The following is a 25373-nucleotide window of genomic DNA, read 5'->3' as shown; positions in this document are numbered from 1 at the left end:
GACGCTCCTCGATCGACCCGGCGGACCGTGCCGGCGGGCGAGTCCACCCCGGGAGGTCCAGTGATCGTGCTCGTGCCCGTGTACCGGCCGGGTGACCGGCTTCCGCCGCTGGTCACCGACCTGCGGGCCGCGCTGCCCGGGGCGCGGGTGCTGGTCGTGGACGACGGCAGCGGCCCGGCCGCCGCCGGGGTGCTGCGCGCGGCCCGCGACCGGGGCGCCGAGGTGCTGCGCCGTCGGGTCAACCGGGGCAAGGGCGTGGTGCTGCGCACCGGTTTCCGGTACGCCGCCACGCGCCACCCGGGACACGATGTGACCTGTGTGGACGCCGACGGTCAGCACCGCGTGGAGGACGTGTGCCGGGTGGCCGGGCGGATGCGCGCCACCGGCGCGATGACGCTCGGCGTGCGCCGGTTCGACGGCGAGGTGCCGGCGCGCAGCCGGTTCGGCAACGCCGCGACCCGGGTCGCGTTCCGGCTGGCGACCGGCCGGGACGTGCGGGACACCCAGACCGGGCTGCGGGCGTACCCGGCCGGGCTGCTGGACTGGCTGGTCACCGTCCCCGGCGACCGCTTCGAGTACGAGATGGACGTGCTGCTGCGCGCGGTGGCCGCCGGGCTGCCGGTCGAGCAGGTGGACATCGCCACCCGCTACCACGCGGGCAACGCGGGTTCGCACTTCTCCGCGCTCGCCGACTCGGTGCGCATCTACCGCCCGCTGGTCGGCTTCGCCGCGGCCCGGCTGACCGGCGGTGCCCACCCGGAGCGCATCCCGGACACCGCCGTCACGACGTCGCGTCCCACACCTGCGACTCGAACTCCCTGAGCTGCTCGCGCAGCGACGGCGGGCACGTGGTGCGGTACGGGTGCCCGTCGTCGGCGGGCACCGCGCGGACCATCTCGTCGATCATCTCTTGGGGGTCGCGCTGGTGGCCCAGGTAGTCGCCGAAGTCAGGGCGCGGCAGCAGCGCGGTGGACTCGTCCCACCACTGGGACATGGTCTCCACGCCGGTGTCGTTGTAGCCGGTCCGGTACGGGCCGGGGTTGATCACCGCAACGCGGACGCCGCGCGGTTCCAGCTCGCCCTTCATGGCCCAGGCGAGCGCCTCGATCGCGTGTTTGGTGGCGGCGTAGACGCCGATGAACGGCCGGGTTCGGACGCCGACCGCCGAGGACACCCAGACCACCTTGCCGGCGCCCCGGGCCAGCATCGGCGGCACGAGGTCCTGTGTCAGGTGCAGGTGGCCGAAGACGTTCACGTCGAACGAGCGGCGGACCCGCTCCATCGGGATCTCCACCACCGCGCCGGCCTCCTGCAGGCCCGCGTTGAGCACCAGGATGTCGACACGGTGGCGGGCGGCCGCGGCCCGGTCGGCCGGGTCGGTGACGTCCAGCTTGATCGCGTCCAGCGCGACGCCGGCCCGTTCGGCCTCGGCGCGCAGCTCGCGGACCTGCGGCCAGATCTGTGCCGCGGCGATCACGTGGTGGCCGGTGCGGGCCAGCCCGAGCGCCGCGCCCCGGCCGAGCCCGCTGCCGGCCCCGGTGATCAGGATGTCCGCCATCGGGCTCAGCCCTGCCGGGCCTTCTGCCGCCGGTCGGACTTGTTCAGCACGAACAGCTTGCCCCGGCGCCGGACCACTATCGAGTTGGCCTTGCGCTTGAGTGCGCGCAGGGAGCTTCGGACCTTCATATCCGCTCCTTCGGTTCCCGCCGGTGTCCGTCCGGTACGGGTACCCGCCGCGGCGGTGCTCATGCCCGGTCCCGCGTGGTCGCCACCGCTTCGCCGAGGTGGCGGCATCACCGTGTCCGGGATGCCGCCACCTCGGCGTACTGGCGTGCGGATCAGGCGGCCGTGCAGGGGCTTCCGTTGAGCGTGAACGAGCCGGGTTTACCGGCGTTGCCGGTGTGGGTGGCCTGGAAGCCGATGTCCACCGAGCCGCCCGGTGCGATCACCGGGTTGTAGGAGACGTTGCGGGCGGTCACCGCGCCGCTGGTGGGGCTGTAGGTGGCGTTCCAGCCGCCGGTGATCGTCTGGCCGCCCGGCAGGGTGAACGCGAGGCTCCAGCCGTTTATCGCCGTGGTGGACGTGTTGGTGATCGTCACCGAGGCGGTGAGGCCGTTGTTCCAGGCGTTCACCACGTACCCGACCCGGCAGGCCCCCGACGGCGGCGGCGTCGTGGGCGGCGGCGCCGTGGTGGGCGGGGGCGTCGTCGGCGGGGGCGTGGTGGGTGGCGGCGTGGTGGGGACGGCCGTGGTGGGCGGCGGGCTGGTCGGCGGCACGGTGTCCAGGCCGAAGAAGCGGATCGCCTGGGCCGCGTCCACCGGCAGGTTGTGCGTGACGCCCTGCATGCTGATCGCCTCGACGGTCGCGGTGCCGCCGGTGCCGCCGTAGCGGGTCCGGGTGTAGCCGGACTGCGGGCTGTCCGTGTAGTCGGGCGTCTGGCTCAGCCCGTGCACGTTCGTCCACTGGTCGATTTGCTCGCCGAAGTTCGGGTAGCGCAGCGTCTCGTCGTTGGTGCCGTGCCAGATCTGCATCCGCGGACGCGGGCCGGTGTAGCCGGGGTAGGCGTTGCGCACCAGGTCGCCCCACTGCTGCGGGGTCTTCAGCACCTGGCCGTTGGCGCACTCGCTGTTCCACTCCGAGCCGTTCGTGGTGGCGAAGCAGCCGAACGGCACCCCGGCGAAGGCCGCCCCGGCGCGGAACACGTCCGGGTAGTCGCCGAGCAGCACGTTCGTCATCATCGCGCCGGACGAGGTGCCGGTGGTGAAGATCCGCTGCGAGTCGACCGGGTAGCGCTGCCGCACGTAGTCCACCATGGACTTGATGCCCACCGGGTCGCTGCCGCCCTCGCGGCGCAGCGCCTGCGGTGAGGACACGTCGAAGCACTTGCTGCTGCGGGTCACCGACGGGTAGACGACGATGTAGCCGTACCGGTCGGCCAGCGACGCGAACTGGGTGCCGGAGTACATGGCCGGGCCGCTGCCGGTGCAGTAGTGGTTCACCACGAGCAGCCCGGGACGGGCCGCGACGGTGTCCGGGACGTACAGGTACATGCGCAGGTTGCTCGGGTTGGTGCCGAAGTTCGTCACCTCGGTCAGCGCGGCGGCCGAGGCCGGCCCGGGGACGGCGAGCGCCGCTCCGACGGCGAGCCCGGCGGCGGCGAGCGCCGCGCCGAGCAGCCGGAGTCTGCTCATTCTGGACAGCATGCTGTTCTCCTCGGTGGTGGGAACGCCGCACGGAGCGGCGTTCTCGCCGGCGAGGCGCCTGCGACGGGCGGCCCGGACCCTCGGAGACGAGATAGACAGTCGCGGATCGATGCGACTCGAATCGGAGTCTAGGCCGCGCCCGGCGGACGGACAACCGCCGCGGCCACCCGGCGGGCGCGGTCCGGGTGGGTGAGCACGTCCACGCTGTCGACGTACTGGTCCACCGCGCCGATCGGCGGCCGGTCGCGCAGCTGCGGGTCGGTGATCGCGGCGCGGAGCACCTCGACGAAGCGGCCCGCGTCGAGCACCAGGAACGGCCGGTCGTGGAAGGGCCGGGCGGCCGGGTCCACAGCCGGCGCCAGCGCGACGTCGTTGGTCCAGCCGGCCACCGTCTCCAGCGCCCGGACCAGGCCCGGCTCGCGGACCGCCCACTCGCCCGGACCGAGCGCGGCGGCGAGCCCGTCCACCACCGGCGCCGCGCCCGGCAGCGTCGCGAACACCGTGCCGAGCCATTTCGCGTACGGGGGCCAGCGGCGGCGCAGCAGCAGCCCGAGGCGCATCAGGTCCCGGGCCAGCCCGGCGGCCACCACCCGGCTGCCCAGCTCGTCGCCGACCTCGGCGCACCGGCCCGCCAGGTGCTCGGCCTGCGCGACCCGCTGCCACCCGGACGCCAGCACGTGCCGCCACACGTCGTCCGGATACCAGGCCAGCGCGGCGCGGGCGGCGGTGAGCGCCCCGTCGAGCCCGTCGTGGAACACCGCTCCCCCGGTCAACTCGGCCAGCCGCTGCGTCGGCGTCGCCAGCCAGTCCGCCACCGACATGCCGGCGCGCGGGTCGGCGCCCAGCCGGTCCCGCAGCCACGCGCCCAGCTCGTCCACGCTCACGCCGTGCCGGTCGCCGTCGGCGTGCACCGTGCCGAGCCGTACCGCCGGGCCGCCGGCGTACCGGGTCGGCCAGCCGAGGAACCGCGCCGGCAGGTCCGCGTCCAGCGCCGCCCGTACCGGCGCCACGTCGCGCGCGCTGCCCACGAAGACCTGGGTACGCGGACCCCAGTCGTGGTCGGTGGAGCGGGGCGTGTCGAGGCCGAGCAGCTCGGAGCCGCCGTCGAGCAGACCGGCGGAGTACCGCAGGCCGGGCAGCCGCCGCGCCAGCAGCGGACCCACCACCTCGTCGTGGAACCGGCGGGCCAGGGTCAGGCCGGGTACGAAGCTCACCCCGCCAGTCTGCGCATCCGGGGACCCGCGCGCGCCCGGGTTTCCGGTCCCGCGGTCGCCTCCCCCATCTCGTCAGAGGGCTGTGGAAGGCTTGTCGCCGTGGCACACCGACAGCCGATCCTCCTGATCGACTCCCCCAGCCTCTACTTCCGCGCCTACTTCGGCATTCCCGAGTCGGCCGCGAAGACCGGCGACGGCCAGCCCGTCAACGCCGTGCGCGGCTTCCTCGACATGCTCGCCCAGCTGGTCCGCACCCGCCGTCCCGACCGGATGATCTGCGCGATGGACCACGACTGGCGGCCGGCGTGGCGGGTCGAGCTGCTGCCGTCGTACAAGGCGCACCGGGTCGCGCCCGAGGGCGGCGAGGTCGTGCCGGACACGCTGTCCCCGCAGGTGCCGATGATCCTCGAGGTCCTCGACGCGCTCGGCATCCCGGTTGTGGGCGCCACCGGCTACGAGGCCGACGACGTGCTCGGAACGCTCTCGATGACCCAGCCCGGCCCGGTCGAGGTGGTCTCCGGCGACCGCGACCTGTTCCAGCTCGTCGACGACGCGCGCCCGGTGCGGCTGCTCTACGTCGGGCGGGGCGTGGCCAAGCTGGACGACTGCGACGACGCGGCGGTGCGGGCCCGCTACGGCGTGCCCGCCGACCGGTACGCCGACTTCGCGGCGCTGCGCGGCGACCCCAGCGACGGCCTGCCCGGCGTGGCCGGGGTGGGTGAGAAGACCGCCGCCCGGCTGATCGACCGTTACGGCGGGCTCGACGGCATCCTGGCCGCGCTCGACGACCCCGGCTCCGGCTTCGCCCCGGGGCTGCGGGCCAAGCTCGACGCCGCCCGCGACTACCTGGCGGTGGCGCCGAAGGTGGTCCGGGTCGCCACCGACGTGCCGCTGCCCGAGCTGGACCCGACGCTGCCGACGTCGCCCGCCGACCCGGAGCGGCTGCTGGAGCTGGCGCAGCGCTGGAACCTGGCCGGGTCCTGCCGCCGCCTGGTCGACGCGCTGGCGGGCGACCGATCGTGATCAGTTGATCACGAAGGGCGGTCGGTGCTCCGGCGGCTCGGGAACTGGGCGCCGGGCTGCGCCAGCGTCGACCGGGCACGCAGGCCCACCGGGTCCGGCGCTGGCTCGGCGGCGACCGTCCGCGGCGCGTCACCGAGCCGCGAGCTGACGTACGCGGCCCCGGCCCGGTCGTCGTCCGACGGCGCGGCGAGCAGCGCGTAGACGAGCCCCACCACGCCGAAGACCACCGCCAGCACGATCGGCACCAGCAGTCCGCTCACCTCGGTGCCGGAGGCCGGGCCGCGGCTCTCGTGCAGGTGCACCGACAGCGCGCTCATGCCGGTGAAGTGCATGCCGTTGACAGCGATGCCCATGACCAGCGCCGAGGCGGCGATGGCGAGCCCACGCCGGACGGTCATCGCCAGCCAGAGCGCGACGGTGGCGGCCACGATCGCGATGACCACCGAGAGCGTCACCCGCAGCGGGTCGTAGCCGAACGAGCCGTCCAGGCGCATCGCGGCCATGCCGGTGTAGTGCATGGCGGCCACCCCGGCGCCGGTGAAGAACCCGCCGGCCAGCAGACGCGGCGCGGCGAGCCGGCCGGTGCCCACGATCGCCAGCCCGATGCCGACCGACGCCACCGCGATCGCGGTGCTGGCGGCCGTCAGCGGCACGTCGTAGCGGATCCGGGTGCCGGAGACGGCGAACCCGAGCATCGCCATGAAGTGCATGGCCCAGATCGCGGTGCCACCCAGCGCCCACGCGGCGAGCAGGCCCCACCAGGCGCGCTGGCCGCCGCTGGTGGCGGTCCGGATCCGCCCGGCGCAGACCAGTCCGAGCGCCGAGCCGAGCACTGACAACGCGTAGCTGAGCGCGGGTGTGATCCACCCGTACTCGAAGTGATTGATCTCGCCCACGACGCCCTTCCCTCACCATCGACGCAGCGCGACCCACGGCGCCCCGGGGCAATGATGGGATAGGCCCTGACCAGGGCATGCATCGACCCCCCCGACAATTCGCGGGGTGTCAGCGCGGTGACGCAGCGATGCGTCGGTTTCCGGAGATCGGTGACCGAAAGTGACCGTTAGGCGGAGGCGTGGTAGGCCAGCACGCCCCGGTTGACCGCCGCGATGGCCTGCCGTGCGGTGCCGCGCAGCTCGGCCGAAGCGCCACCCGAGTCGGCGACCTGCCCGAGCAGGTCGACCACCTGTCGCGCCCACCTGACGAAGTCGCCGGCCGGCATCTCCCCGTCGATCTGGTGCCCGCTGGCGAGCACCTTGGCCAGCGCCTCGCCGCGCGCCCACCGGTAGATCGGCCAGGCGAACCCGAGATCCGGCTCGCGGGTCACCGCCAGGCCGCGCGCCGCCTCGTCGGCCTCGATGTCGCCCCACAGCTTGAGCGTCTCGTCGACCGCGTCGGCGACCCCGCCACGCGGCAACGACGCCCGCTCGTCGACGTCCCGCCGGGCCTCGAAGACCACCACCGACACGGCGGCGGCCAGCTCGGCCGGGGACAGGCCGTCCCACACCCGTCGGCGCAGGCACTCGGCCACCAGCAGGTCCGCCTCGGTCCAGATCCGGGCCAGCATCCGGCCGGCGTCGGTGACCTCACCGTCGGCGGCCAGGTAGCCGCGCGCGGTCAGCAACGCGACGATCCGGTCGAAGGTACGGGCCAGCGAGCCGGTCCGCCCGGACACCCGCTGACGCAGCTCCTCGGTGTCGCGTTCCAGCCGGCGCCGCCGCTCCGCCCACCGGGCGTGTTCCTCCCGGTCCGGGCAGGCGTGGCACGGGTGCGCGCGCAGCTCGACGCGGAGCTGGCTGAGGCGGTGGTCCTCCCCCGCCGCCTGACGGGACCGGCCGCCCCGCCGGCCGCCGTGCCGGTCCAGGCCGGTGCCGCTGACCGCCGCGGCCAGGTCCCGCCGGGCCGCAGGCGAACGGTGGTTGAAGTGCTTCGGCACCCGGATGCGGGTCAGCACCTCCGCCGGGGTGGTGAAGTCACCGGGGGTGACCCGGCCGGCCCAGCGGTCCTGGGTGAGCACCAGCGGCCGGGGCTCACCGAACCCGCCGGTGGCCGGGTCCAGCACCACCGCCAGGCCGGCCCGCCGCCCGGACGGCACCCGGATCACGTCACCGACCCGCAGCCGCTCCAGCGAGGCGACAGCCGCCGCCTTGCGCTGGGTCTGGCCCTGCCGGGCGATGGCCCGTTCCCGGTCGGCGATCGCCACCCGCAGCGCGAAGTACTCGTCGAAGTCGCCGTGGTGGCAGGCGGCCTCCGCGCCGTACGCCTCGATGGTCTCGGTGTTGCGCTGCACCTGCCGGGCCAGACCGACCACCGACCGGTCGGCCTGGAACTGCGCGAACGAGGACTCCAGCAGCTCGCGGGCCGGCGCCGCGCCGACGCTGCCGACCAGGTTGACGGCCATGTTGTACGACGGCCGGAAGCTGGAGCGCAGCGGGTAGGTGCGGGTGGAGGCGAGCCCGGCCACGTGCCGGGGGTCGGTCTCCGGCGACCAGACCACCACGGCGTGGCCCTCGACGTCGATGCCCCGGCGGCCGGCCCGGCCGGTGAGCTGGGTGTACTCGCCCGGGGTGAGGTCGACGTGGGCCTCGCCGTTGAACTTGACCAGGCGTTCCAGCACCACGCAGCGGGCCGGCATGTTGATGCCCAGCGCCAGCGTCTCGGTGGCGAAGACGGCCTTGACCAGCCCGCGGACGAACAGCTCCTCGACGACCTCCTTGAACGCGGGGAGCATGCCGGCGTGGTGGGCGGCCAGCCCGCGCTCCAGCCCGTCGAGCCACTCCCAGTAGCCGAGCACGGACAGGTCCTCGCCGGGGATGGCGGTGACCCGGGACTCGACCACCCGGCGGATCTCGGCGCGTTCCTCCGGAGAGGTCAGCCGCAGCCCGGCGGCCAGGCACTGCTGCACTGCGGCGTCGCAGCCGGCCCGGCTGAAGATGAACAGGATCGCCGGCAGCAGCCCCTCCCGGTCGAGCCGGTCGACGATGTCCGGGCGCATCGGACCGCGCCAACGCGGGCCGCGCCGGCCGCCGCCGGGGCCGGCGCTGCGGCCCTCGCCCAGCTCCAGCCGGCGCATCGTGTCCCGGGTGTAGCGCAGCAGCTCCGGGTGCACGTCGTGCTTGCGGGCCGCGTCGGCGTCGTGGAACAGGTCGAACATCCGCTTGCCGACGAGCATGTGCTGCCACAGCGGCACCGGGCGGTGCTCGGAGACCACCACGGCGGTCTCGCCGCGTACGGTGACCAGCCAGTCGGCGAACTCCTCGGCGTTGGAGACGGTGGCCGACAGCGACACCAGCGTGACCGACTCGGGCAGGTGGATGATCACCTCTTCCCAGACCCCGCCACGGAACCGGTCGGCCAGGTAGTGGACCTCGTCCATCACCACGTACGCCAGGCCCTCGAGGGTGGCCGAGCCGGCGTAGAGCATGTTGCGCAGCACCTCGGTGGTCATCACCACCACCGGCGCGTCGCCGTTTATCGCGTTGTCGCCGGTGAGCAGGCCGACCTGCTCGGCGCCGTAGCGGTCCACCAGGTCGTGGTACTTCTGGTTGGACAGCGCCTTGATCGGCGTGGTGTAGAAGCACTTGCGCCGGGCCGCAGGCGCGTCGCCGCCGGGCCGGCCGCGCAGCGCCAGGTGCACCGCGAACTCGCCCACCACGGTCTTGCCGGCGCCGGTGGGCGCGCAGACCAGCACGCCGCTGCCCCGCTCCAGCGCCTCGCACGCCTCGCGCTGGAAGTCGTCGAGATCGAACCCGAGATCCAGGGAGAATTCGTCCAGGGCCGGGAAGGCGGAGGCCTGCGCGGCCCGGCGGCGCGCCGCGGCGTACCGCTCGGCGGGGCTCGACATGGATCCAAGATTAATCGGTACGGCCGACGAGTACCGGTCAAGGCCATCCGGCAGGACGGTCGGAGCGGGTCGGTAGGGTGCACGACGTGCCGGACCGTACCGAACTGCCCCATGCCGCCAGCGGCGCCGACGACGTCGTGGGCCCGCGCCCGTCCCGCCGGCCCGTGGAGGCGGTGCTCTTCGACTTCCACGGCACGCTCGCCCAGGTGGAGGAGCCGCTGACCTGGGTGCTCGCCGCGGCGTCCGCCTGCGGCGTCGAGCTGGACCGGATCCGGGCCACGTCGCTGGCCGACCGGCTGCTCACCGCCGGGCGCGCGGGTGGCCCGCTGCCGGCCCGGGTGCCGCCCCGGCTGGCCGAGCTGTGGGCCGACCGCGATCTCTACCCGCAGGCCCACCGGGGCGCGTACACCGGGCTGGCCGAGACGGTGGACGCCGGCATCGACGGGTTCGCCGACGCGCTCTACGAGCGGGTGCTGGTGCCCGAGGGCTGGGTGCCGTACCCGGACACCGAGCCGGTGCTCGGCGCGCTGCGGTCCGCCGGGGTGAAGGTGGCGGTGGTCAGCAACATCGGTTTCGACCTGCGACCGCTGTTCGCCGCCTGGGATCTCGACGGGCTGGTCGACGCGTACGCGCTGTCGTACGAGGTGGGGCGCTGCAAGCCGGACCCGGGCATCTTCCTGCGCGCCTGCGGGATGCTCGGCGTCGACCCGGAGCGGACGCTCATGGTGGGCGACACCCCGGCCGACGCGGGCGCGGTCGCGGCCGGGTGCGGGGTGCTGGTGCTGCCGTGCGCCGACGCCGGCCGCCCGAACGGGCTCGGCGCGGTGCTCGACCTGGCCGGGGTCGGCTGAGCGCACACCCCGCCAGCGGCGCGAACCCGTCCCGGCGCACCGGCTACGGTCAGGGGCATGACCGGTGTCCACCCCTTGCCGCCGCGTGCGCCGGGCCGGCTCGGCGGCGTCGCGCTGGTGCTCGGCGGGGCGCTGTCGGTGCAGTTCGGCTCCGCGCTGGCGGCGCTGCTGTTCCCGCGTACCGGGGTGGCCGGGGCGGTGACGCTGCGGCTGACCATCGGCGCGCTGGTGATGCTCGTGGTGTGCCGCCCCCGGGTGCGCGGGTACGGGCGCCGGGACTGGGCCGCAGTGGTCGCGTTCGGGCTGGCCCTGGCCGGCATGAACTCGATCTTCTACCAGGCGATCGAGCGGATCCCGCTCGGTCCGGCGGTGACGCTGGAGGTGCTCGGCCCGCTGGCGCTGTCGGTGTTCGGCGCGCGCCGGGCGGCGGCCTGGTTCTGGGCCGCGCTGGCGCTGGGCGGGGTGGCGCTGCTCGGGCAGGGCGGGTTCGACCGGCTCGACCCGGTCGGCGCGGCGCTGGCGCTGACGGCGGGCGCGATGTGGGCCGCGTACATCGTCTGCTCGGCGCGGATCGGCGCGCGGTTCCCAGGCGCGGACGGGCTGGCCCTCTCGCTGACCGTCGCGGCGCTGCTGACGCTACCGTTCGGGCTGGCCGACGGCGGCGGTCGCCTCGCCGACCCGGTGGTGCTGGGGCTCGGTACCGGGCTGGCGCTGCTCGCCTCCGTGCTGCCGTACAGCCTGGAGCTGGCGGCGCTGCGGCGGCTGCCCACCGCGACGTTCGCGGTCATGATGAGCCTCGGCCCGGCGATCGCCGCGGTGGCCGGCTGGCTGGTGCTCGGCCAGGCGCTGCACCCGGTCGAGGTGCTCGCGATCGGGCTGGTGGTCGCCGCGAGCGCCGGCGCGGTCCGCGCCGCCGCCCCGTCCACCGCGCCGCCGCCCGTTCCCGGCCCACCGGACGCCGAGGGCGTGGCGGCGGTCAGCGCAGCAGCCGCAGCGCCGCCGGCACGGCCGTGACGGTCACCGGCAGGTCGAGGGAGCGTTCCCCGTCGGCGTACGAGGTGATCCCCTCGGCGGCCAGCTCCACCGTCCGCGCCCGGTACACGCGCGCCAGCGGGTGCGTGACATGGGTGCCCCGGTAGATCTGCGGCTTGACCCGCATCAGCGTGCGCCTGTCGAACCGCCCGCCCACCACCACGTCCAGCAGGCCGTCGTGCGGGTCGGCGTCCGGGCAGATCCGCATGCCTCCGCCGTAGCTGGCCGTGTTTCCCACCGCGACCAGCACCGCGTCGACCTCCTGCGCCACCCCGTCGAGAACCAGCCGGTAGCGGCGTGGCCGCAGCCGGGCCAGCTCGACCACTATCGCCAGGTCGTACCGGCGCGGGCCGCGCGGCCAGCGCATCCGGTTGGCGCGTTCGTTGACGATCGCGTCGAAGCCCGCCGCGAGCACCGCGCCGAACCAGCGGTCGGCCTCGCCGCGCCGGGACAGCCGCGCCAGGTCCACCGACCGGGCACGGCCGGCGGCGAGCGCGTCGGCGATCACCTCGACCGCGGCCACCGGGTCGGCCGGGAAGCCGGTGTCCACCGCGAAGTCGTTGCCGGTGCCTGCCGGTACCGGCCCGAACGGCACATCGGTGCCGGCGACCGCCTGCAACGCGCGGTGCATCGTGCCGTCGCCGCCCACCGCGACGAGCGCCCCGGCGCCGCCGGCGACCGCGGCGTGGCACGCCGCCTCCGCCTCCTCGGGGGTACGCGCGCGCAGCAGCTCGACCGGGCGGCCCGCTCCGGCGAGGCGCTCCAGGATCCCGGGCAGCAGACCGCGGTGCCGCCCCCGGCCGGCGGTCGGGTTGGCGAGCACGGCGACGGGGCCGGGCGGGACATGATCGTGCGCGGTCACGGCGAGCACCGTACGGCACGGCTCGCGCGGCCCACCAGAGCCAGGTCAGCCGCGAACGGGCGGCACACGCCGACGGCGCCCGGCAGGGGGTGCCGGGCGCCGTGGCAGGGGTGGTTCAGGGAAGGTCGATCGGGCGCAGCACCCGGTCCACCGCGTGCGCGATCTGCTTGTTGCCCTTGTTGATGTCGTACCGCACCACCTTGGCGTTGCGGTCGCTGGTGTCGGCGTCGACCAGGCGCACCTCGCGGCCGTACCAGCAGCGCTTCACGTCCACCTCGACGGTGGCGCCGAGCGCGGTGGTCAGGTCCGCGCCGTCCGCCTTCAGCGCCGCCTTCCGGTCGATCGTCGCGCCCGGCACGACGTGGTAGAGCAGGACGTCCTCCACCGTGTCCACGCCCAGGCCGGCGACCGCGTCGAACGCGGCCTTCTCCCCGGGCAGCTTCTTCGCGGCGGTGATGTCCCGGACCAGCTCGCGGAACGCGTAGTCGTTCGGCACGAACGCGGTCAGCGCGACGGTACCGTCGGTGAGCACCTTCACCGGCGAGTCCGGCTTGGCCTGCAGCACCGTCAGGACCGCCTTGGTGAGCACGTCGAAGTCCCGCGAGTTGCGGTCGAAGCCGCTCTTGTCCGCGGTGAGCACGGCGGCCAGCGACCGCGTGCCCGGCTGCTTGGCGCCGGCCTGGGCGGGCACGGCGACGGCGGTGGTGGCCACCGCCGCCGCGGTGGCGCCCACGGCCAGCCGGGCGGCGAGACGAGCGATGTTCATCGGGGAGCCTTTCGTCGAAGCGACCAGGTCCGTGACTGTCGTCACGACCAATGCTTCGCCCGCACCGTCCCCGGTGGATGCAGCCGGATCGATGGTGTTTTCGCGGCCGCCTCAGCGCACCACCAGCCGCTTGCTCACCGACGGCACGCCGTCGCCCTTGACCTTCAGCGACCAGTCCCCCGCCGCGCCGAGCGTCACCACCGTCTCGGCGGTGCCGTTGGCCTCCGCCTTCATCTCCGCGACCCGCTTGCCGTCGGGGTTGAGCACGTACAGCGTCCGGGCCCCGGCGGTCTTGTTCGTCACCTTGAACGCCAGCTTCTCGCCCGGCTCGGCGATCAGGGCGTCCACCCCGGTCATCGCGTCGTCGGTCAGCTCGATCGTCACCGACCGGTCGTAGGCCACCTCGGCTGCGGCGCTGGCCAGGTTACCGTCGTCGGACACGGTGATCTTCGTACGCACGCCGTCGCCCTGCCGGCCGGGCTTGCAGGCCACCTCGTACGTGCCGGTCTGCAGCGAGGCACGCAGGTCGCCGGTGCGGCCCGCCGGCACGTCCGCCACCTCGGCGATCACCTTGGTGAAGGCGTCGCCCTCGCGGCCGTAGACGTAGACCCCGGTGGCCTGCTGACCCCGGTTGGTCACGGTGAACGTGACGGTGCCCGGGGTGAACAGCGTGGTGGTGACCTCACAACTGGTGTCGGTGGCGGTCACCGGCACCTGCTGGCCCTTCGGCGCGGGCTCGTCGTCACCGCAGGCGGTGAGCGCGGTGGCCGCGCAGAGGACGGTCAGGACGGCGGCGGTACGGCTCTTCATCGGGTTCTCCGGAGCGCAGGTCAGACGGACTGACCGGAACGGGGCGCCGACGCACCCCGGCACACCGCCCGGGGGGCTCGGCGGAGTCAGCAGAGTCTAAGCGGGTACGGCGTCGCGGCAAGGCCCGAGGGCGGCCCGATGTGCCCGCGCACCGGGCGGTCCGCGGGACCGGCATGATGGCGGCATGCGGCTGGTCTCCCTGCTTCCCTCCGCCACCGAGATCGTGTACGCGCTGGGTCTCGGCGACGACCTGGTCGGCGTCACGTTCGAGTGCGAGGTGCCGCCGTCGTACCGGGCGGGCACCACTGTGGTCGTCGGCGGCCGGGACACCCGGGGCATGAGTCCCGGCGACATCGACGCCTACGTCAGGGCGCAGGTCGCGGCCGGGGCCGACCTGTACACGCTGCACGCCGGTGCGCTGGCCGGGCTGGACCCGGACCTGATCCTCACCCAGGACCTGTGCCGGGTCTGCGCGCTGCCCTCGGGCCGGGTCGCCGACGCGGTGGACCACCTCGGGTGCCGGTCCGAGGTGCTGTCGTTGGACCCGTACACCCTGGACGACGTGCTGGAGTCGATCCGCGCGGTGGGCGCGGCGGCCCGGGTGCCGGACCGCGCCGAGGCCCTTGTCGACGGCCTGCGCGGCCGGCTCGCGGCGGTCCGCGCAGCGGTGGCGGGCCGGCCCCGGCCCCGGGTCGCGGTGGTCGAATGGGTGGACCCGCCGTTCGGCGCCGGGCACTGGATTCCCGACCTGGTCGACGTGGCCGGCGGCGAGCCGGTGGGCACCCATCGCGGCGCCCGGTCCGGCCCGACCACCTGGGACGCCCTGCGGGCCGCCCGACCCGACGTGGTGCTGGTCGCGCCGTGCGGCTTCCGTCTCGACGGCGCGGCCGTGCAGGCCGCCGGCGTGGCCGGGCGCTTCCCCGGCGCGCAGGTGTGGGCGCTGGACGCGGACGGGCTGATCGTGCGCGCCGGCCCGCGCCTGGTCGACGGCGCCGAGACCATAGCCGCCATCCTCCACCCCGACGCGCTCCCCGCCGCCCCTCCCAACGCAGCCCGCCGCATCACCTGACCCCCCGCCCCCGCCCCCGCCCCCGCCCCGGCCCCGGCCCCGGCCCCGGCCCCGGCCCCGGCCCGGCGATCTTGCACTTCCTGCCCGGGCAAAGTGCGGAAACCGGTCATCCGAGGGGCAGCAAGTCCATGATCAACGTGAGGGCGGGCCGTCGCGCGCGCATCGAGTTCAAGGTCGGCGGAGGGCACTCGGCGCGGCGGCGAGGGGCGGCTGCGGAAACGCGGACGCCGCCCCCGTGAGGTGGGGACGGCGTCCGGAGGTGAGCGGGGTCGGTCAGGTCATGTCGTCGTAGCGGCGTTCGATCGGCTTCGGGGCGACGACGGGCTCGGGCGCGCCGATCGGCTCGGACGCCTCGATCCGGCCCCCGGCGGGCACCGGCTCGGTCGACAGGTCCAGCGGTGACACCTCGTCGTCGGCGATGCCGGCGTAGACCTCACGCCCGCGACCGCGCCGCTTGTCGTTGATGAACGCCACCCCCACCGCGGCGAAGTAGAGCGCGCAGAGGCAGATCGCCAGCGCGGTCATGCCGAACGGGTCGGGTGTCGGCGTGACCACGGCGGAGAACGCGAAGAACACGAACACCGCCACCCGCCACCAGCTGAGCAGCCGCTTGGCGCTGGCCAGGCCGACGAAGTTGAGCATCAGCACGATCAGCGGGAACTCGAACGCCACCCCGAACAGCATGATCAGGTTCGTGACGAACGAGATGTAGCGGGTCACCTCGAGGGTGGTCGCGATGTCGTCGCCGGAGATGTCGAGCAGGAACTCGAGTCCCTTGGTGGTGACGAAGAACGCCAGCACCGCGCCGGCCGCGAACAGCGGGGCCGCCAGGGCGGTGAAGACGTACGCGTACCGCCGCTCGTGCCGGTGCAGGCCGGGCGCGATGAACGCCCAGAGCTGGTAGAGCCAGATCGGCGCCGCGATGATCAGACCGACCCAGAGACCGATCTTGAGGTTCAGCAGGAAGACGTCGGCGACACCGAGCTGCACGAAGTTGCACTTGCCGGTGTCGGGGTCGAGCGACTGCGGCAGCTCGCAGTAGGGCTTCGACAGCAACTCCCGGACCGGCTCGGCCAGCCAGATGCCGAAGCCGAAACCGACCAGGATCGCCAGCGACGCGCGGAACAGCCGGTTGCGCAGCTCACGGATGTGCTCCATGAGCGTCATCGAGCCGTCGGCGGCCCGCGCGAAGTTGCTCGGGCCGCGCTTCTTCAACCCGAAGGCCACGGTGGTTGGGGCCCTCTCGGATCAGTTCTCGCGGACGCGCTGCACCGGGTCGGCCGGCGGAGCGACCGGCTGCTGCGGCTGCGGCGCGTACGGCTGCTGCGTGTACGGCTGCTGCTGCGCGTACGGCTGCCCCTGCACCGGCTGCTGCGGCGGGAGCGGCTGGTAGCCGGCCTGCGCGTCCGCCTTCTCGGCGAGGTTACGGTCGTCGTCCTGCAGGCTCTTGGTCTCGGCCTTGATGATCCGCAGGGATCGGCCCAGCGAGCGGGCCGCGTCGGGGAGCCGCTTCGCGCCGAACAGCAGGATCAGCACGACCACGAGTACGGCGATGTGCCACGGCTTGAGGGCACCCATGGGAAGCTCCAGTCGCTCTGTGTCGGTGAGGGTGGGTCGCCGCCCATCGTACGTGCGTCGCAGCGGCTTGCCACCCCGGTGGGCCTGCTGGTGCGGGCCCGATCGGTGAAGTTTCGACCAACCCGAAGTGTCCCGTCAACCGTCCAGGTCCGCGCATTTCTGCGCGCAACCGCCCGGTTACGCGCAAACGACGCTCACCGAGCCGGGGGCCCTCGATCAGTCGCCGCGCTTGGCCTTGATCAACGTCATCCGCTCCTGCGCGACGACGATCCGTTCCTGGAGCGACTCGGCCCGCGCCTGCAGCTGTTCGGCGGCGGCACGCAGCGACTCCGCCTCGGCCGCGCGGCGCTGCAACGCCAGCGCGGAACGGCGCAGCCCGGACAGGCGGCTCACCACCGGACGGACCGCCAGCGCCAGGACGACAAGCGCGAACAGCACGACTCCGAGCACGATCCACATCACCACGGCGGTCAGCCTATCGGGTGACGCCGGCGGCCGCCGGGTCGGCGCTGCCGGCCGGGGTGGCGTACGCGTCGAGCGCGGCCACGGCCTGGGCGCGTACCTGCTCGGCCAGCTCGGCCGGGGCGACCACCGTCACCTCCGGGCCCAGCCCGAGCACGAACCGCCGGGCCCACCCGAGGTCGGTGACGCGCAGCGACACCAGCCACTGCTCGCCGTCGGCCTCGACGCGCTCGCACGGGTAGTACTCCGTGATCCACCGCTCGCCCCGGCCGATCCGCAGCGTGATCAGCGGCAGGTCGGCCGACGGGCGGAACACGCCGTCACTGAGGTCGTGCGGGCGGGCCTGCGGCGGCACGACCGCCTGCTCCGGCAGCTCGGCCACCGCGTCGATCCGGTCGGCCCGGAACAGCCGCACCGCCTCGGCACGGCGGCACCACGCCTCCACGTACGCCCGGCCGCCGACCATCAGCATCCGCAGCGGGTCGATGGTGCGCTCGGTGGTCTCGTCCCGCGCCGCGGTGTAGTAGGTGATCCGCAGCGCCCGGCCGCGCTCGACGGCGGCGCGCAGCTCGCGTACCCGGGCGCTGTCGCCGGGCAGGCGGACCTCCACCGGCGCGCCGGCCAGGTCACCGGCGGCGTTCTCGATCTTGGCGAGCGCCCGCTCGACCGCCTCCCGGTTGGCCACCCCGGGCGTCTCGGCGATCATCCGCAACGCCACCACCAGGGCCAGCGCCTCGTCGGGGGTGAGCCGCAGCGGCCGGTCGATGCCGGCGTCGTAGGTGATGGTGACCCGGTCGCCGTCGAACGCCATGTCGATCAGGTCACCGGGGCCGTAGCCGGGCAGCCCGCACACCCAGAGCAGTTCCAGGTCCTCCCGGAGCTGCTTCTCGGTCACCCCGAGGTCGTGCGCCGCCTCGGCGATCTCGATGCCGGGGCGGGCCAGCAGGTAGGGCACCAGGTTGAGCAGCCGGGCCAGCCGGTCGGCGGAGGCACGGCCGGCGCGGGCCGCCGGGCGGGTCACCGGGCACCCCCGGCGGTCGCCAGCTCGTCGTGCCGGGCGGCGACCTCCTTCAGCCGCTGGATGACCGCCTCCCGCACCTCCGGTGGCTCCAGGACCCGCACGTCCGGGCCGTACCCGACGATCTGGCCGGCGAGGTAGTCGGCGTCGGCGTACGGCAGCACCAGCCGGTCGCCGTCCGGGCCGGCCTGGCACTCCACCGCCCAGCGGCGCAGCCCGGCGGCGCGGCCTGGAGTGGCCAGCACCGTGGCCCGGCCGGTGCGCTCCACCGGCCCGGACCAGCGGGCCACGTGGCTGATCAGGTCGACGCCGACGGGCGGCTCGTAGGCGCCCGGCTCGCCGGTCGCCCGGACCGTGCCGACCACCCGGGACAGCCGGAAGCAGCGGGTCGCCGCGCGGTCCAGGTCGTGACCGACCACGTACCACCGGCCGCGCCAGCAGACCACGCCCCACGGTTGCACCCGGCGGCGGGTGGGCGCGTCCCGGTCCGGCACCCGGTAGTCGAAGCTGACCTCGCGGCGGTCCCGCGCGGCGGCGGTCAGCGGCGCGAACGCCGGGTCGACCGTGACCATGGGCTCCAGGCCGAGCGTGGCCTGCGGGTCCACGTCGATGCCGGCGGCGCGCAGCTTCGCCAGCCCGGACGACGCGGCGGCGGCCAGCCCGGCGTGCTGCCACAGCCGCGCGGCGATGCCCACCGCCGCGGCCTCGTCCGGTTCGAGCGGAATGTCGGGCAGCGCGTAGGCGCGCGGCGCGATCCGGTAGCCCGGCTCGGCGTCGAAGACGCTGGCCGTGCCGGTCTCCAACGGCACGCCCAGCTCACGGAGCTCGGCCTTGTCGCGCTCGAACTTGCGCTGGAACGCCTCGTGGTCCTTGGCGTCGTCCGGGTCGTGCTCGTAGCCGGGCACGGTCGCGGCGATCTGCGCGGCGGTCAGGAAGCGTCGCGTCGACAGCAGGCAGATCACCAGGTTGACCAGGCGTTCGGTACGGGTCCGGGACACGTGCAAACGCTAGCAGCCCGCGCATGGCGCGCGGGCACCCGCGCGGCGCGGCGCGGAGGTCTTCCCGACCGGCGACGGGCATCGACCGGTCATAGGGTGAGCGCATGGTGGAAGCGGAGGTCAAGACCGAGAGCGTCGGCACGGTCGTGGTGGCCGGCGCGGCGAACCTCGCCATCGCCGTCGCCAAGCTGGTCGCGGGCCTGATCTCCGGCTCCGCGGCGATGCTCTCCGAGGCCGCCCACTCGCTCGCCGACACCACCACCGAGGTGCTGCTCTATCTGGCGCTGCGCCGGGGCGCGCGGCCCGCCGACACCCGGCACCCCTTCGGGTACGGCAAGGAGAGCTACGTCTGGGCGTTCCTCGCCGCGCTGTTCACCTTCGTCGCCGGGGCCGGCTTCGCCATCACCCACGGCGTCACCACCATCCTGGTGCACGAGCACAGCGGCGAGTACCTCGTCGCGTACGTGGTGCTGGCGGTCTCGTTCGCCATCGAGTCGGTGTCGCTGGCCCGGGCGGTGCGGCAGGTGCGCGGCGAGTCGCGCCGCTGGGGCACCACCCCGCGCCGCTACCTGCGCCTGACCGCCGACACCACGGTCAAGGCGGTCTTCCTCGAGGACAGCGCCGCGCTGGTCGGCCTGCTGATCGCCGCCGCCGGGCTCACCCTGTCCCACCTCACCGGCGACGAGCTGTACGACGGGATCGCCTCGATCCTCATCGGCGTGCTGCTGCTCGTGGTCGCCGTCGTGCTGGCCCGCAGCAACATCTCGCTGCTGGTCGGCCGTTCCGTCTCCGACCGGCTGCACCGGCGCATCGAACGGGAGCTCGCGGACGTGCCGACGGTGGACCGGATCGACACGCTGATGACCATGTTCCTCGGCCCCGACGACATCCTCGTCGCCGCCAAGGTCGACTTCCACGACGACGCCACCGGCGCCGACATCGAGGCCGCCGCCGACGAGGCCGAACGCCGGCTCACCGGGCGCTTCCCGGAGATCGCGTACGTCTTCCTCGACCCCACCCGCTCCCGCACGGCCGGGCGGCCCGCCCGCACCACCCAGGACGAGACGGGTCGCCCGCTAGACGGCGACACCTGACCCGCCCCCGGCCCGCCCGCACCCCGGCCGATACCGTGCACCGCATGGTGCGATGGCGGTCCGGCACGGTCACGGCGGTACGGCGACGGTGGTCCGGCGCCGTCGAACTCGACGTCGACCTGCCCGACGGCGTCCGGATGCGCGCCCTGGCCTACCCGGCGCTGGTCGGCGAGCCCGAGCCCGGCGACCGGGTGCTGCTCAACGCCGGGGCGCTGCTGATGGGCCTCGGCACCGGCGGCTACGCGCTGGTCGTCGCGCTGCCCGACCGGCTGCCCGCCGACCCGCCGCAGGCCGGCGACAGCCGCGACGCCGGCCACCTGGTCAAGGCCCGCTACACGCCGCTGCAGCCGATCCTGCTGGGCGTGGACGAGGAGGCGTCGCCGCACCACGAACTGCTCGCCGCCGCCGAGTCGGTCGACGGCATGCCGGTGGTCACCGCCGACCTGCACTCCGCGCTGCCGGCGATCCTGGCCGGGGTACGCGCCGACGCGCCCGACGCCCGGGTCGCGTACGTGCTCACCGACGGCGGGGCGCTGCCCGCCTGGTTCTCCCGCACCCTGGCCGGCCTGGCCGGGCACCTCGTGGGCACGGTGAGCGTGGATCAGGCGTTCGGCGGCGACCTGGAGGCGAGCACGCTGCACAGCGGCCTGCTCGCCGCCCGGCACGTACTCGGCGCGGACCTGACGATCGTCGCCCAGGGCCCCGGCAACCTCGGCACCGGAACCCGCTGGGGCTTCTCCGGCGTCGCCGTCGGCGAAGCCGTCAACGCGGTCGCCACGCTGGGCGGGCGCCCGGTCGGCTCGCTGCGCATCTCCGACGCCGACGCCCGGCCCCGGCACCGTGGCGTCTCCCACCACAGCCTGACCGCGTACGGCCGGGTCGCGCTGGCCCCCGCGGAGCTGGTGGTGCCGGACGGCCTCGACCCCGCCCTGGCGGCGGAGGTCGCCGCGGCGCTCGCGCCGCTGGCCGACCGGCACACGATCGTCACAGTGCCCACCGACGGCCTCGACGCGGCTCTGCGGGCCGGCCCGGTCGGCCTGTCCACGATGGGCCGGGGCCTGGACGCCGACCACGCCTACTTCCTGGCCGCCGCTGCCGCCGGCCGCCACGCGGCCCGCCTGCTGGGCTGAGCCCCGCCGCCCTCAGATCGCCAGATAGCCGTTCGCGACCAGGTGGTCTGCGGCCCGCGCGAACACCTCGGGATCCTGCGGCGTCCACGTGCCCAGCCCGTCGACGTAGCGGTTGAACATGCAGAACGCCGCCGCGATCAGCACCGTGTCGTGGATCTCCAGGTCGGTGGCGCCCTCCGCGCGTGCCGCCTCCACCAGCTCGGTGGTGACCTCCCGGCCGCTGCGCCGGACCGCGGCGGCGATGTGCAGCAGCGCCCGCAGCTTCGCGCCGACCGGCGCGGTCGCCACGTCCGCGCGCACCCGGTCGACGAACTCCATCCCCGTGGGCAGCTGCGCGGCGGCGAACGCCGCGTGTGACGAACAGCAGAAGTCGCAGTCGTTGAGGCCGGAGACGTACGCCGCGATCAGCTCCCGCTCCCCCGGCGTCAAGGTGGGATGCGGAGCGCGCAACAGCACCTCCGCCAGCTCGCCCAGCGGCTTCGCCGTCTCCGGACGGAACCGCAGCGGCCCCTGGATGCCCGGATAGGCCTTCTCGTCCAGCCCGAGATCGATGTGTGCGATGACGTCACGCTCCCCTGTCCGTGCCGGCCCGGTCACGCCGGCGGCCCGCCGTCCAGAGTGCCGCCACCCCCGCCGCCCGGGCCAGACACCGGAGACAGGTCAGCATGATCGAAGAACCAGGGCCCCACGCGGCCTCCCCATACTGTCCGGGAAATCGACTCCGGCCAACCCGTCACCGCCGTCCGCGCCAGGCAGCCGCGCGGGAAACGCGGCTGGCCGCCGTTAGGAGGCGACCCCCCATGGCACTGCGACAACTCCCGAACGCGGCCCCCGACGCCGGGATCTCCACCCACCGCCCGCCGCATCCCCTCCGACTCGCCCTGATCAGCGCGGCAGCCGGCGTGCTGCTGGCCGTCCTGTGGTCCTTCGAGCTCGTCGACAAGGTCATCGGCGACAACGTCGCCAACACCGTGCTCGGCCACGACGCCAAGGAGACCGCCATCACCGGCGCCGTCGCCGGGATGCTCTTCGCCTTCGTCTCCGGCTTCGCCGGCACCTTCACCGCCTGCAACATCGCCGTGGCGGCCTCGGTCGGGCCGATGAGCCAGGTCTCCGGCGCCGACCCCGCCGGCGGCACCCGGTCCGCGCTGCGCGCCCTGCTGCGCCCGGTCGGCTGGCTCGCGCTCGGCATGGTCGTCGTCTCGGCCGCCTACGGCATCATCGGCGTCCTGCTCGGCGACCGGCTGCCCCAGCTGTCCACCGAGACGGTCGGCACCGTCCCGGTACGCCTCATCCAGTCCTCGGTCGTCTTCGGCGTCATCGGACTCGCCCTCACCTACCTCGGGCTCGCCGCGCTCAAGCTCGTGCCGGACATCTTCGCGCACCGGCCCGTCGCCCGGGTGATCACCATCGGCGCGCTCGTCGGCGGGTTCCTCGTCGGCCGCCCCTACCCGATGTTCAACAAGCTGTTCCACTGGGCCGTCGACACCGGCAACCCGCTCTACGGGGCGCTGGCGTTCACGCTGCAGTCCCTCGGGAACATCCTGCTCGTCACGGCCGTCTTCGCCCTGGCCGTGGCGATCAGCCGCGGACGCTTCCTCGCCTGGATGGCGGACCCCCGCCGCGCCGCCGCCGTCACCGGAGCGCTGCTCGTCGCGCTCGGCGTCTTCACCGTCATCTACTGGGACATCCGGGTGCCGGCCATGTTCGGCTTCGGCTGGTTCCCCCGGATGCCGTACAACTGAGCCGAACTCAGCCGAGCAGCAGGATCAACGCCAGCCACCCGCCGACGATCAGCACCAGCGCCGCCGCCAGCACCCACGTCGGGACCGTGTAGTCACCGCGCCGGTTGCGCTCGATCTCGGCCCGGATCTTCTCCCGGCGGCGATCGATCCAGTTGAGCTTCTCGCCGCCGTCGCGGCCGGAGGACGTCTCACGGTCGGGGCGACCGGCGGATTCGGAAGTGTTCATCGCGACGACAGCCTACCCGTGCCACGGGCGGCCGGTGCCGGGCACCGGCCGCCCGTGGGCGGTCACATGCTGGCGATCAGGCGCTCCACCCGCTCGTCGTAGGCCCGGAACGGGTCCTTGCACAGCACCGTGCGCTGCGCCTGGTCGTTCAGCTTCAGGTGCACCCAGTCCACCGTGAAGTCACGCCGCTTCTCCTGGGCGTGCCGGATGAACTCGCCGCGCAGCCGCGCCCGGGTGGTCTGCGGCGGCGTCTCCTTCGCCTCGAAGATCTCCGGGTCCGTGGCCACCCGGTCCACCTCGCGGCGACGCTCCAGCAGCCCGTACAGGCCGCGCCCGCGCCGCAGGTCGTGGTACGCCAGATCCATCTGCGCCACCCGCGGGTGCGACAGCGGCAGGTCGTGCTTGCGCTGGTACCGCTCGATCAGCTTCAGCTTCGTGACCCAGTCGATCTCCCGGGCCACCGGGTCCAGGTCGCCGGTCTCGACCGCGCGCAGCACCCTCCCCCACAGGTCGACCACCCGCTTCGCGGTCTGGTCACCACCCCGGCGCTCCACGAACTCCGTCGCCTTGGCCAGGTATTCCTGCTGGATCTCCAGCGCCGAGACCTCCTTGCCGGCGGCCAGCCGCACCTTGCGCCGGCCGGTGATGTCGTGCGACACCTCGCGGATCGCCCGGATCGGGTTCTCCAGCGTGAGATCCCGCATCACCACGCCCGCCTCGATCATCCGCAGCACGATGTCGGCGGTGCCGACCTTCAGCAGCGTGGTGACCTCGTTCATGTTCGAGTCGCCGACGATCACGTGCAGCCGGCGGTACCGCTCCGCGTCCGCGTGCGGCTCGTCCCGGGTGTTGATGATCGGCCGGCTGCGGGTGGTCGCCGACGAGACGCCCTCCCAGATGTGCTCGGCCCGCTGCGACAGGCAGTAGACCGCGCCGCGCGGCGTCTGCAGCACCTTGCCCGCGCCGCAGATCAACTGCCGGGTGACCAGGAACGGGATGAGCACGTCGGCGAGCCGGCCGAACTCGCCGTGCCGGGACACCAGGTAGTTCTCGTGGCAGCCGTACGAGTTGCCGGCCGAGTCGGTGTTGTTCTTGAACAGGTAGATCTCACCCGCGATGCCCTCGTCGTGCAGCCGCTTCTCCGCGTCGACGAGCAGCCCCTCCAGGATCCGCTCACCGGCCCGGTCGTGCGCCACCAGGTCGGTCACCGAGTCGCACTCCGGAGTCGCGTACTCCGGGTGCGAGCCCACGTCCAGATAGAGACGGGCGCCGTTGCGCAGGAACACGTTGCTCGACCGGCCCCACGACACCACCCGCCGGAACAGGTACCGCGCGACCTCGTCGGGGGACAGTCGGCGTTGCCCGCGATAGGTGCAGGTGACGCCGTACTCGGTTTCGAGGCCGAAGATTCGCCGCTCCATGATGAGACATTAGCCGCCCGGAGCCTCCGATGGGCATCGCCGACGCTCACCGCTTGCGATCTTCCCCACGCGGACCGCAAAGCCGGCGGCCTCCCGTACGCGAAAGACCCCGCCACCGCGACGCGGCGACGGGGTCTTTCGCGTAGGTGTCACTCGGCGGGCTTGTCCTCCGCGTTGCCCTCCAGATCGGCCGAGCCCGCCGACGTGGTCGGCTTCTTCGCTTCCTCCGTGGGCACTGTTGGCGTCTTCGCCTGGCCCGGCGCCGGGGCGACGTCCCCCTCGGCCTCGCCGTTCAGCAGCGCGGTCAGCGCCGCGCCAGTGACCCGCCGGAACGTACGCCCCACCCGGCGCCGGTCCAGGACCGCAACCTCCAGCTGGTTCGCGGCGATCGTGCGGGCCGCGCCGCCCTCGCCGCCGACGCTGCTCAGCGCCTTCATGGCGGCGCGGACCGCCTCCGACAGCGACATCTCCGGCCGGTGCTCGTTCTTCAGCACCCCGCTGATCGCCTCGGCCTGGCCGCCCATCGCCATCCGGCCCGGCTCGTCGTTCACCGAACCGTCGTAGGTCACCCGGTAGAGGGAGTCGTCCTCGGGCGTGGCGCCCACCTCGGCCACGCAGATCTCCACCTCGAACGGCTTCGACTGCTCGGTGAAGATCGCGCCAAGCGTCTGCGCGTACGCGTTCGCGAGCGCCAGGCCGGTCACGTCCCGCCGGTCGTAGCTCAGGCCGTTGAGGTCGGCCATCCGCACGCCCGCGCGACGCAGGTTCTCGAACTCGTTGTACCGGCCGACGGCGGCGAAGCCGATCCGGTCGTAGATCTCGCTGACCTTGTGCAGCGTGCTGGACAGGTTCTCGGCGACGAAGAGCACCCCGCCGGCGTAGCTCAGGACCACCGCGCTGCGGCCCCGGGCGATGCCCTTGCGGGCCAGCTCGGAGCGGTCGCGCATGATCTGCTCGGGCGAGGCGTAGAACTGCATGGCCACGGCGGCGGTTCTCCTTCGGACCTGATGGTGCGGGACTGCTGAGT

General features: G+C 74.0%; 26 protein-coding genes. 8 read left to right on the top strand and 18 right to left on the bottom strand.

From position 1 onward, the window contains the following. Positions 1-66 precede the first annotated feature (66 nt). Entirely contained in the window at positions 67-822 is a 756-nt protein-coding gene (locus PVK74_RS05135; RefSeq protein WP_274478319.1) for a glycosyltransferase family 2 protein, read from the top strand. Here PVK74_RS05135 and PVK74_RS05130 read toward each other — a convergent pair. The 4 genes from PVK74_RS05130 to PVK74_RS05115 form a co-directional block, all read right to left on the bottom strand. Beyond that, positions 782-1558: an SDR family oxidoreductase gene (locus PVK74_RS05130; RefSeq protein WP_274478318.1), complete on the bottom strand. Its 777-nt coding sequence runs from the start codon at positions 1556-1558 to the stop codon at positions 782-784. The genes PVK74_RS05135 and PVK74_RS05130 overlap by 41 nt on opposite strands. Positions 1559-1563: 5 nt before the next feature. After that, the gene (locus PVK74_RS05125) at positions 1564-1686 is read right to left on the bottom strand and encodes a ribosomal protein bL36 (protein ID WP_274478317.1); all 123 of its coding nucleotides are present in this window, start codon (positions 1684-1686) and stop codon (positions 1564-1566) included. A 152-nt stretch (positions 1687-1838) separates the two neighbouring features. Next, on the bottom strand, positions 1839-3203 hold the full coding sequence (locus tag PVK74_RS05120; protein ID WP_274478315.1) for an extracellular catalytic domain type 1 short-chain-length polyhydroxyalkanoate depolymerase: 1365 nt from the start codon (positions 3201-3203) through the stop codon (positions 1839-1841). A gap of 128 nt (positions 3204-3331) precedes the next feature. Further along, complete coding sequence (locus PVK74_RS05115) at positions 3332-4417, bottom strand: DUF4037 domain-containing protein (protein WP_274478314.1); 1086 nt, start codon at positions 4415-4417, stop codon at positions 3332-3334. A gap of 99 nt (positions 4418-4516) precedes the next feature. Between PVK74_RS05115 and PVK74_RS05110 the strand changes: the two genes are divergently transcribed. Continuing rightward, positions 4517-5440, top strand: a complete 924-nt coding sequence (locus PVK74_RS05110; protein WP_274478312.1) for a 5'-3' exonuclease — start codon at positions 4517-4519, stop codon at positions 5438-5440. An 8-nt stretch (positions 5441-5448) separates the two neighbouring features. Here PVK74_RS05110 and PVK74_RS05105 read toward each other — a convergent pair whose 3' ends face one another. Next, complete coding sequence (locus tag PVK74_RS05105) at positions 5449-6336, bottom strand: MHYT domain-containing protein (RefSeq protein WP_064446091.1); 888 nt, start codon at positions 6334-6336, stop codon at positions 5449-5451. Positions 6337-6503: 167 nt separating this feature from the next. Further along, positions 6504-9284 (bottom strand): DEAD/DEAH box helicase, encoded by a 2781-nt coding sequence (locus PVK74_RS05100; protein ID WP_166456043.1) that lies wholly within the window; start codon positions 9282-9284, stop codon positions 6504-6506. Positions 9285-9370: 86 nt separating this feature from the next. Between PVK74_RS05100 and PVK74_RS05095 the strand changes: the two genes are divergently transcribed. Together PVK74_RS05095 and PVK74_RS05090 are read left to right on the top strand one after the other, a co-directional pair. Continuing rightward, the gene (locus PVK74_RS05095) at positions 9371-10135 is read left to right on the top strand and encodes an HAD family hydrolase (protein WP_392390725.1); all 765 of its coding nucleotides are present in this window, start codon (positions 9371-9373) and stop codon (positions 10133-10135) included. Between the two features lie 57 nt (positions 10136-10192). Then, positions 10193-11149 (top strand): EamA family transporter, encoded by a 957-nt coding sequence (locus PVK74_RS05090; RefSeq protein ID WP_064446093.1) that lies wholly within the window; start codon positions 10193-10195, stop codon positions 11147-11149. On the opposite strand, the gene PVK74_RS05085 is transcribed toward PVK74_RS05090, so the two are convergent. From PVK74_RS05085 to PVK74_RS05075, 3 genes are all read right to left on the bottom strand, one after another. Continuing rightward, positions 11112-12029, bottom strand: coding sequence for a diacylglycerol kinase (locus PVK74_RS05085; RefSeq protein ID WP_374226008.1), 918 nt, complete (start codon positions 12027-12029; stop codon positions 11112-11114). The genes PVK74_RS05090 and PVK74_RS05085 overlap by 38 nt on opposite strands. Before the next feature lie 115 nt (positions 12030-12144). Beyond that, the gene (locus PVK74_RS05080) at positions 12145-12795 is read right to left on the bottom strand and encodes a fasciclin domain-containing protein (RefSeq protein ID WP_187694154.1); all 651 of its coding nucleotides are present in this window, start codon (positions 12793-12795) and stop codon (positions 12145-12147) included. A 111-nt stretch (positions 12796-12906) separates the two neighbouring features. Further along, positions 12907-13605: a hypothetical protein gene (locus PVK74_RS05075; protein ID WP_064446096.1), complete on the bottom strand. Its 699-nt coding sequence runs from the start codon at positions 13603-13605 to the stop codon at positions 12907-12909. Positions 13606-13789: 184 nt separating this feature from the next. On the opposite strand from PVK74_RS05075, the gene PVK74_RS05070 reads away from it, so the two are divergent. Further along, positions 13790-14674 (top strand): ABC transporter substrate-binding protein, encoded by an 885-nt coding sequence (locus PVK74_RS05070; protein ID WP_274478310.1) that lies wholly within the window; start codon positions 13790-13792, stop codon positions 14672-14674. Positions 14675-14947: 273 nt separating this feature from the next. On the opposite strand, the gene tatC is transcribed toward PVK74_RS05070, so the two are convergent. From tatC to PVK74_RS05045, 5 genes are all read right to left on the bottom strand, one after another. Beyond that, complete coding sequence (gene tatC / locus PVK74_RS05065) at positions 14948-15901, bottom strand: twin-arginine translocase subunit TatC (protein ID WP_187694586.1); 954 nt, start codon at positions 15899-15901, stop codon at positions 14948-14950. A 21-nt stretch (positions 15902-15922) separates the two neighbouring features. After that, a complete protein-coding gene (gene tatA / locus PVK74_RS05060; RefSeq protein ID WP_104112471.1) occupies positions 15923-16252 on the bottom strand; it encodes a Sec-independent protein translocase subunit TatA in 330 nt (109 codons plus the stop codon). 216 nt (positions 16253-16468) lie between these two features. Next, the gene (locus PVK74_RS05055; RefSeq protein WP_386956082.1) at positions 16469-16711 is read right to left on the bottom strand and encodes a hypothetical protein; all 243 of its coding nucleotides are present in this window, start codon (positions 16709-16711) and stop codon (positions 16469-16471) included. A 16-nt stretch (positions 16712-16727) separates the two neighbouring features. Then, a complete protein-coding gene (locus tag PVK74_RS05050; RefSeq protein WP_187694584.1) occupies positions 16728-17735 on the bottom strand; it encodes a helix-turn-helix transcriptional regulator in 1008 nt (335 codons plus the stop codon). Continuing rightward, a complete protein-coding gene (locus PVK74_RS05045; RefSeq protein WP_113973691.1) occupies positions 17732-18730 on the bottom strand; it encodes a helix-turn-helix transcriptional regulator in 999 nt (332 codons plus the stop codon). Before PVK74_RS05045 ends, PVK74_RS05050 begins: the two co-directional genes overlap by 4 nt. 104 nt (positions 18731-18834) lie before the next feature. On the opposite strand from PVK74_RS05045, the gene PVK74_RS05040 reads away from it, so the two are divergent. Together PVK74_RS05040 and PVK74_RS05035 are read left to right on the top strand one after the other, a co-directional pair. Beyond that, complete coding sequence (locus PVK74_RS05040; RefSeq protein WP_043324375.1) at positions 18835-19824, top strand: cation diffusion facilitator family transporter; 990 nt, start codon at positions 18835-18837, stop codon at positions 19822-19824. Between the two features lie 44 nt (positions 19825-19868). Continuing rightward, a complete protein-coding gene (locus tag PVK74_RS05035) occupies positions 19869-20954 on the top strand; it encodes a DUF3866 family protein (RefSeq protein WP_274478308.1) in 1086 nt (361 codons plus the stop codon). A gap of 12 nt (positions 20955-20966) precedes the next feature. Here PVK74_RS05035 and PVK74_RS05030 read toward each other — a convergent pair whose 3' ends face one another. Then, positions 20967-21515, bottom strand: coding sequence for a carboxymuconolactone decarboxylase family protein (locus PVK74_RS05030; RefSeq protein WP_043330172.1), 549 nt, complete (start codon positions 21513-21515; stop codon positions 20967-20969). 239 nt (positions 21516-21754) lie between these two features. On the opposite strand from PVK74_RS05030, the gene PVK74_RS05025 reads away from it, so the two are divergent. Then, a complete protein-coding gene (locus PVK74_RS05025; protein ID WP_043324379.1) occupies positions 21755-22699 on the top strand; it encodes a hypothetical protein in 945 nt (314 codons plus the stop codon). A 7-nt stretch (positions 22700-22706) separates the two neighbouring features. Here PVK74_RS05025 and PVK74_RS05020 read toward each other — a convergent pair whose 3' ends face one another. The 3 genes from PVK74_RS05020 to prcA all read right to left on the bottom strand — a co-directional run bounded on the left by PVK74_RS05020 (position 22707) and on the right by prcA (position 25329). Continuing rightward, the gene (locus PVK74_RS05020) at positions 22707-22925 is read right to left on the bottom strand and encodes a hypothetical protein (RefSeq protein ID WP_030504132.1); all 219 of its coding nucleotides are present in this window, start codon (positions 22923-22925) and stop codon (positions 22707-22709) included. 62 nt (positions 22926-22987) lie between these two features. Continuing rightward, positions 22988-24346: a Pup--protein ligase gene (pafA, locus tag PVK74_RS05015; RefSeq protein ID WP_030504131.1), complete on the bottom strand. Its 1359-nt coding sequence runs from the start codon at positions 24344-24346 to the stop codon at positions 22988-22990. Positions 24347-24495: 149 nt separating this feature from the next. Next, positions 24496-25329 carry a proteasome subunit alpha gene (prcA, locus tag PVK74_RS05010; RefSeq protein ID WP_113973697.1) on the bottom strand — a complete coding sequence of 278 codons (834 nt, stop codon included), beginning with the start codon at positions 25327-25329 and terminating at the stop codon, positions 24496-24498. Between the last annotated feature and the right edge of the window lie 44 nt (positions 25330-25373).

The organism is Micromonospora chalcea, from assembly GCF_028768405.1.
Taxonomy (GTDB): Bacteria; Actinomycetota; Actinomycetes; order Mycobacteriales; family Micromonosporaceae; genus Micromonospora; species Micromonospora chalcea.
This window is presented reverse-complemented; position numbering and strand designations above follow the sequence as displayed.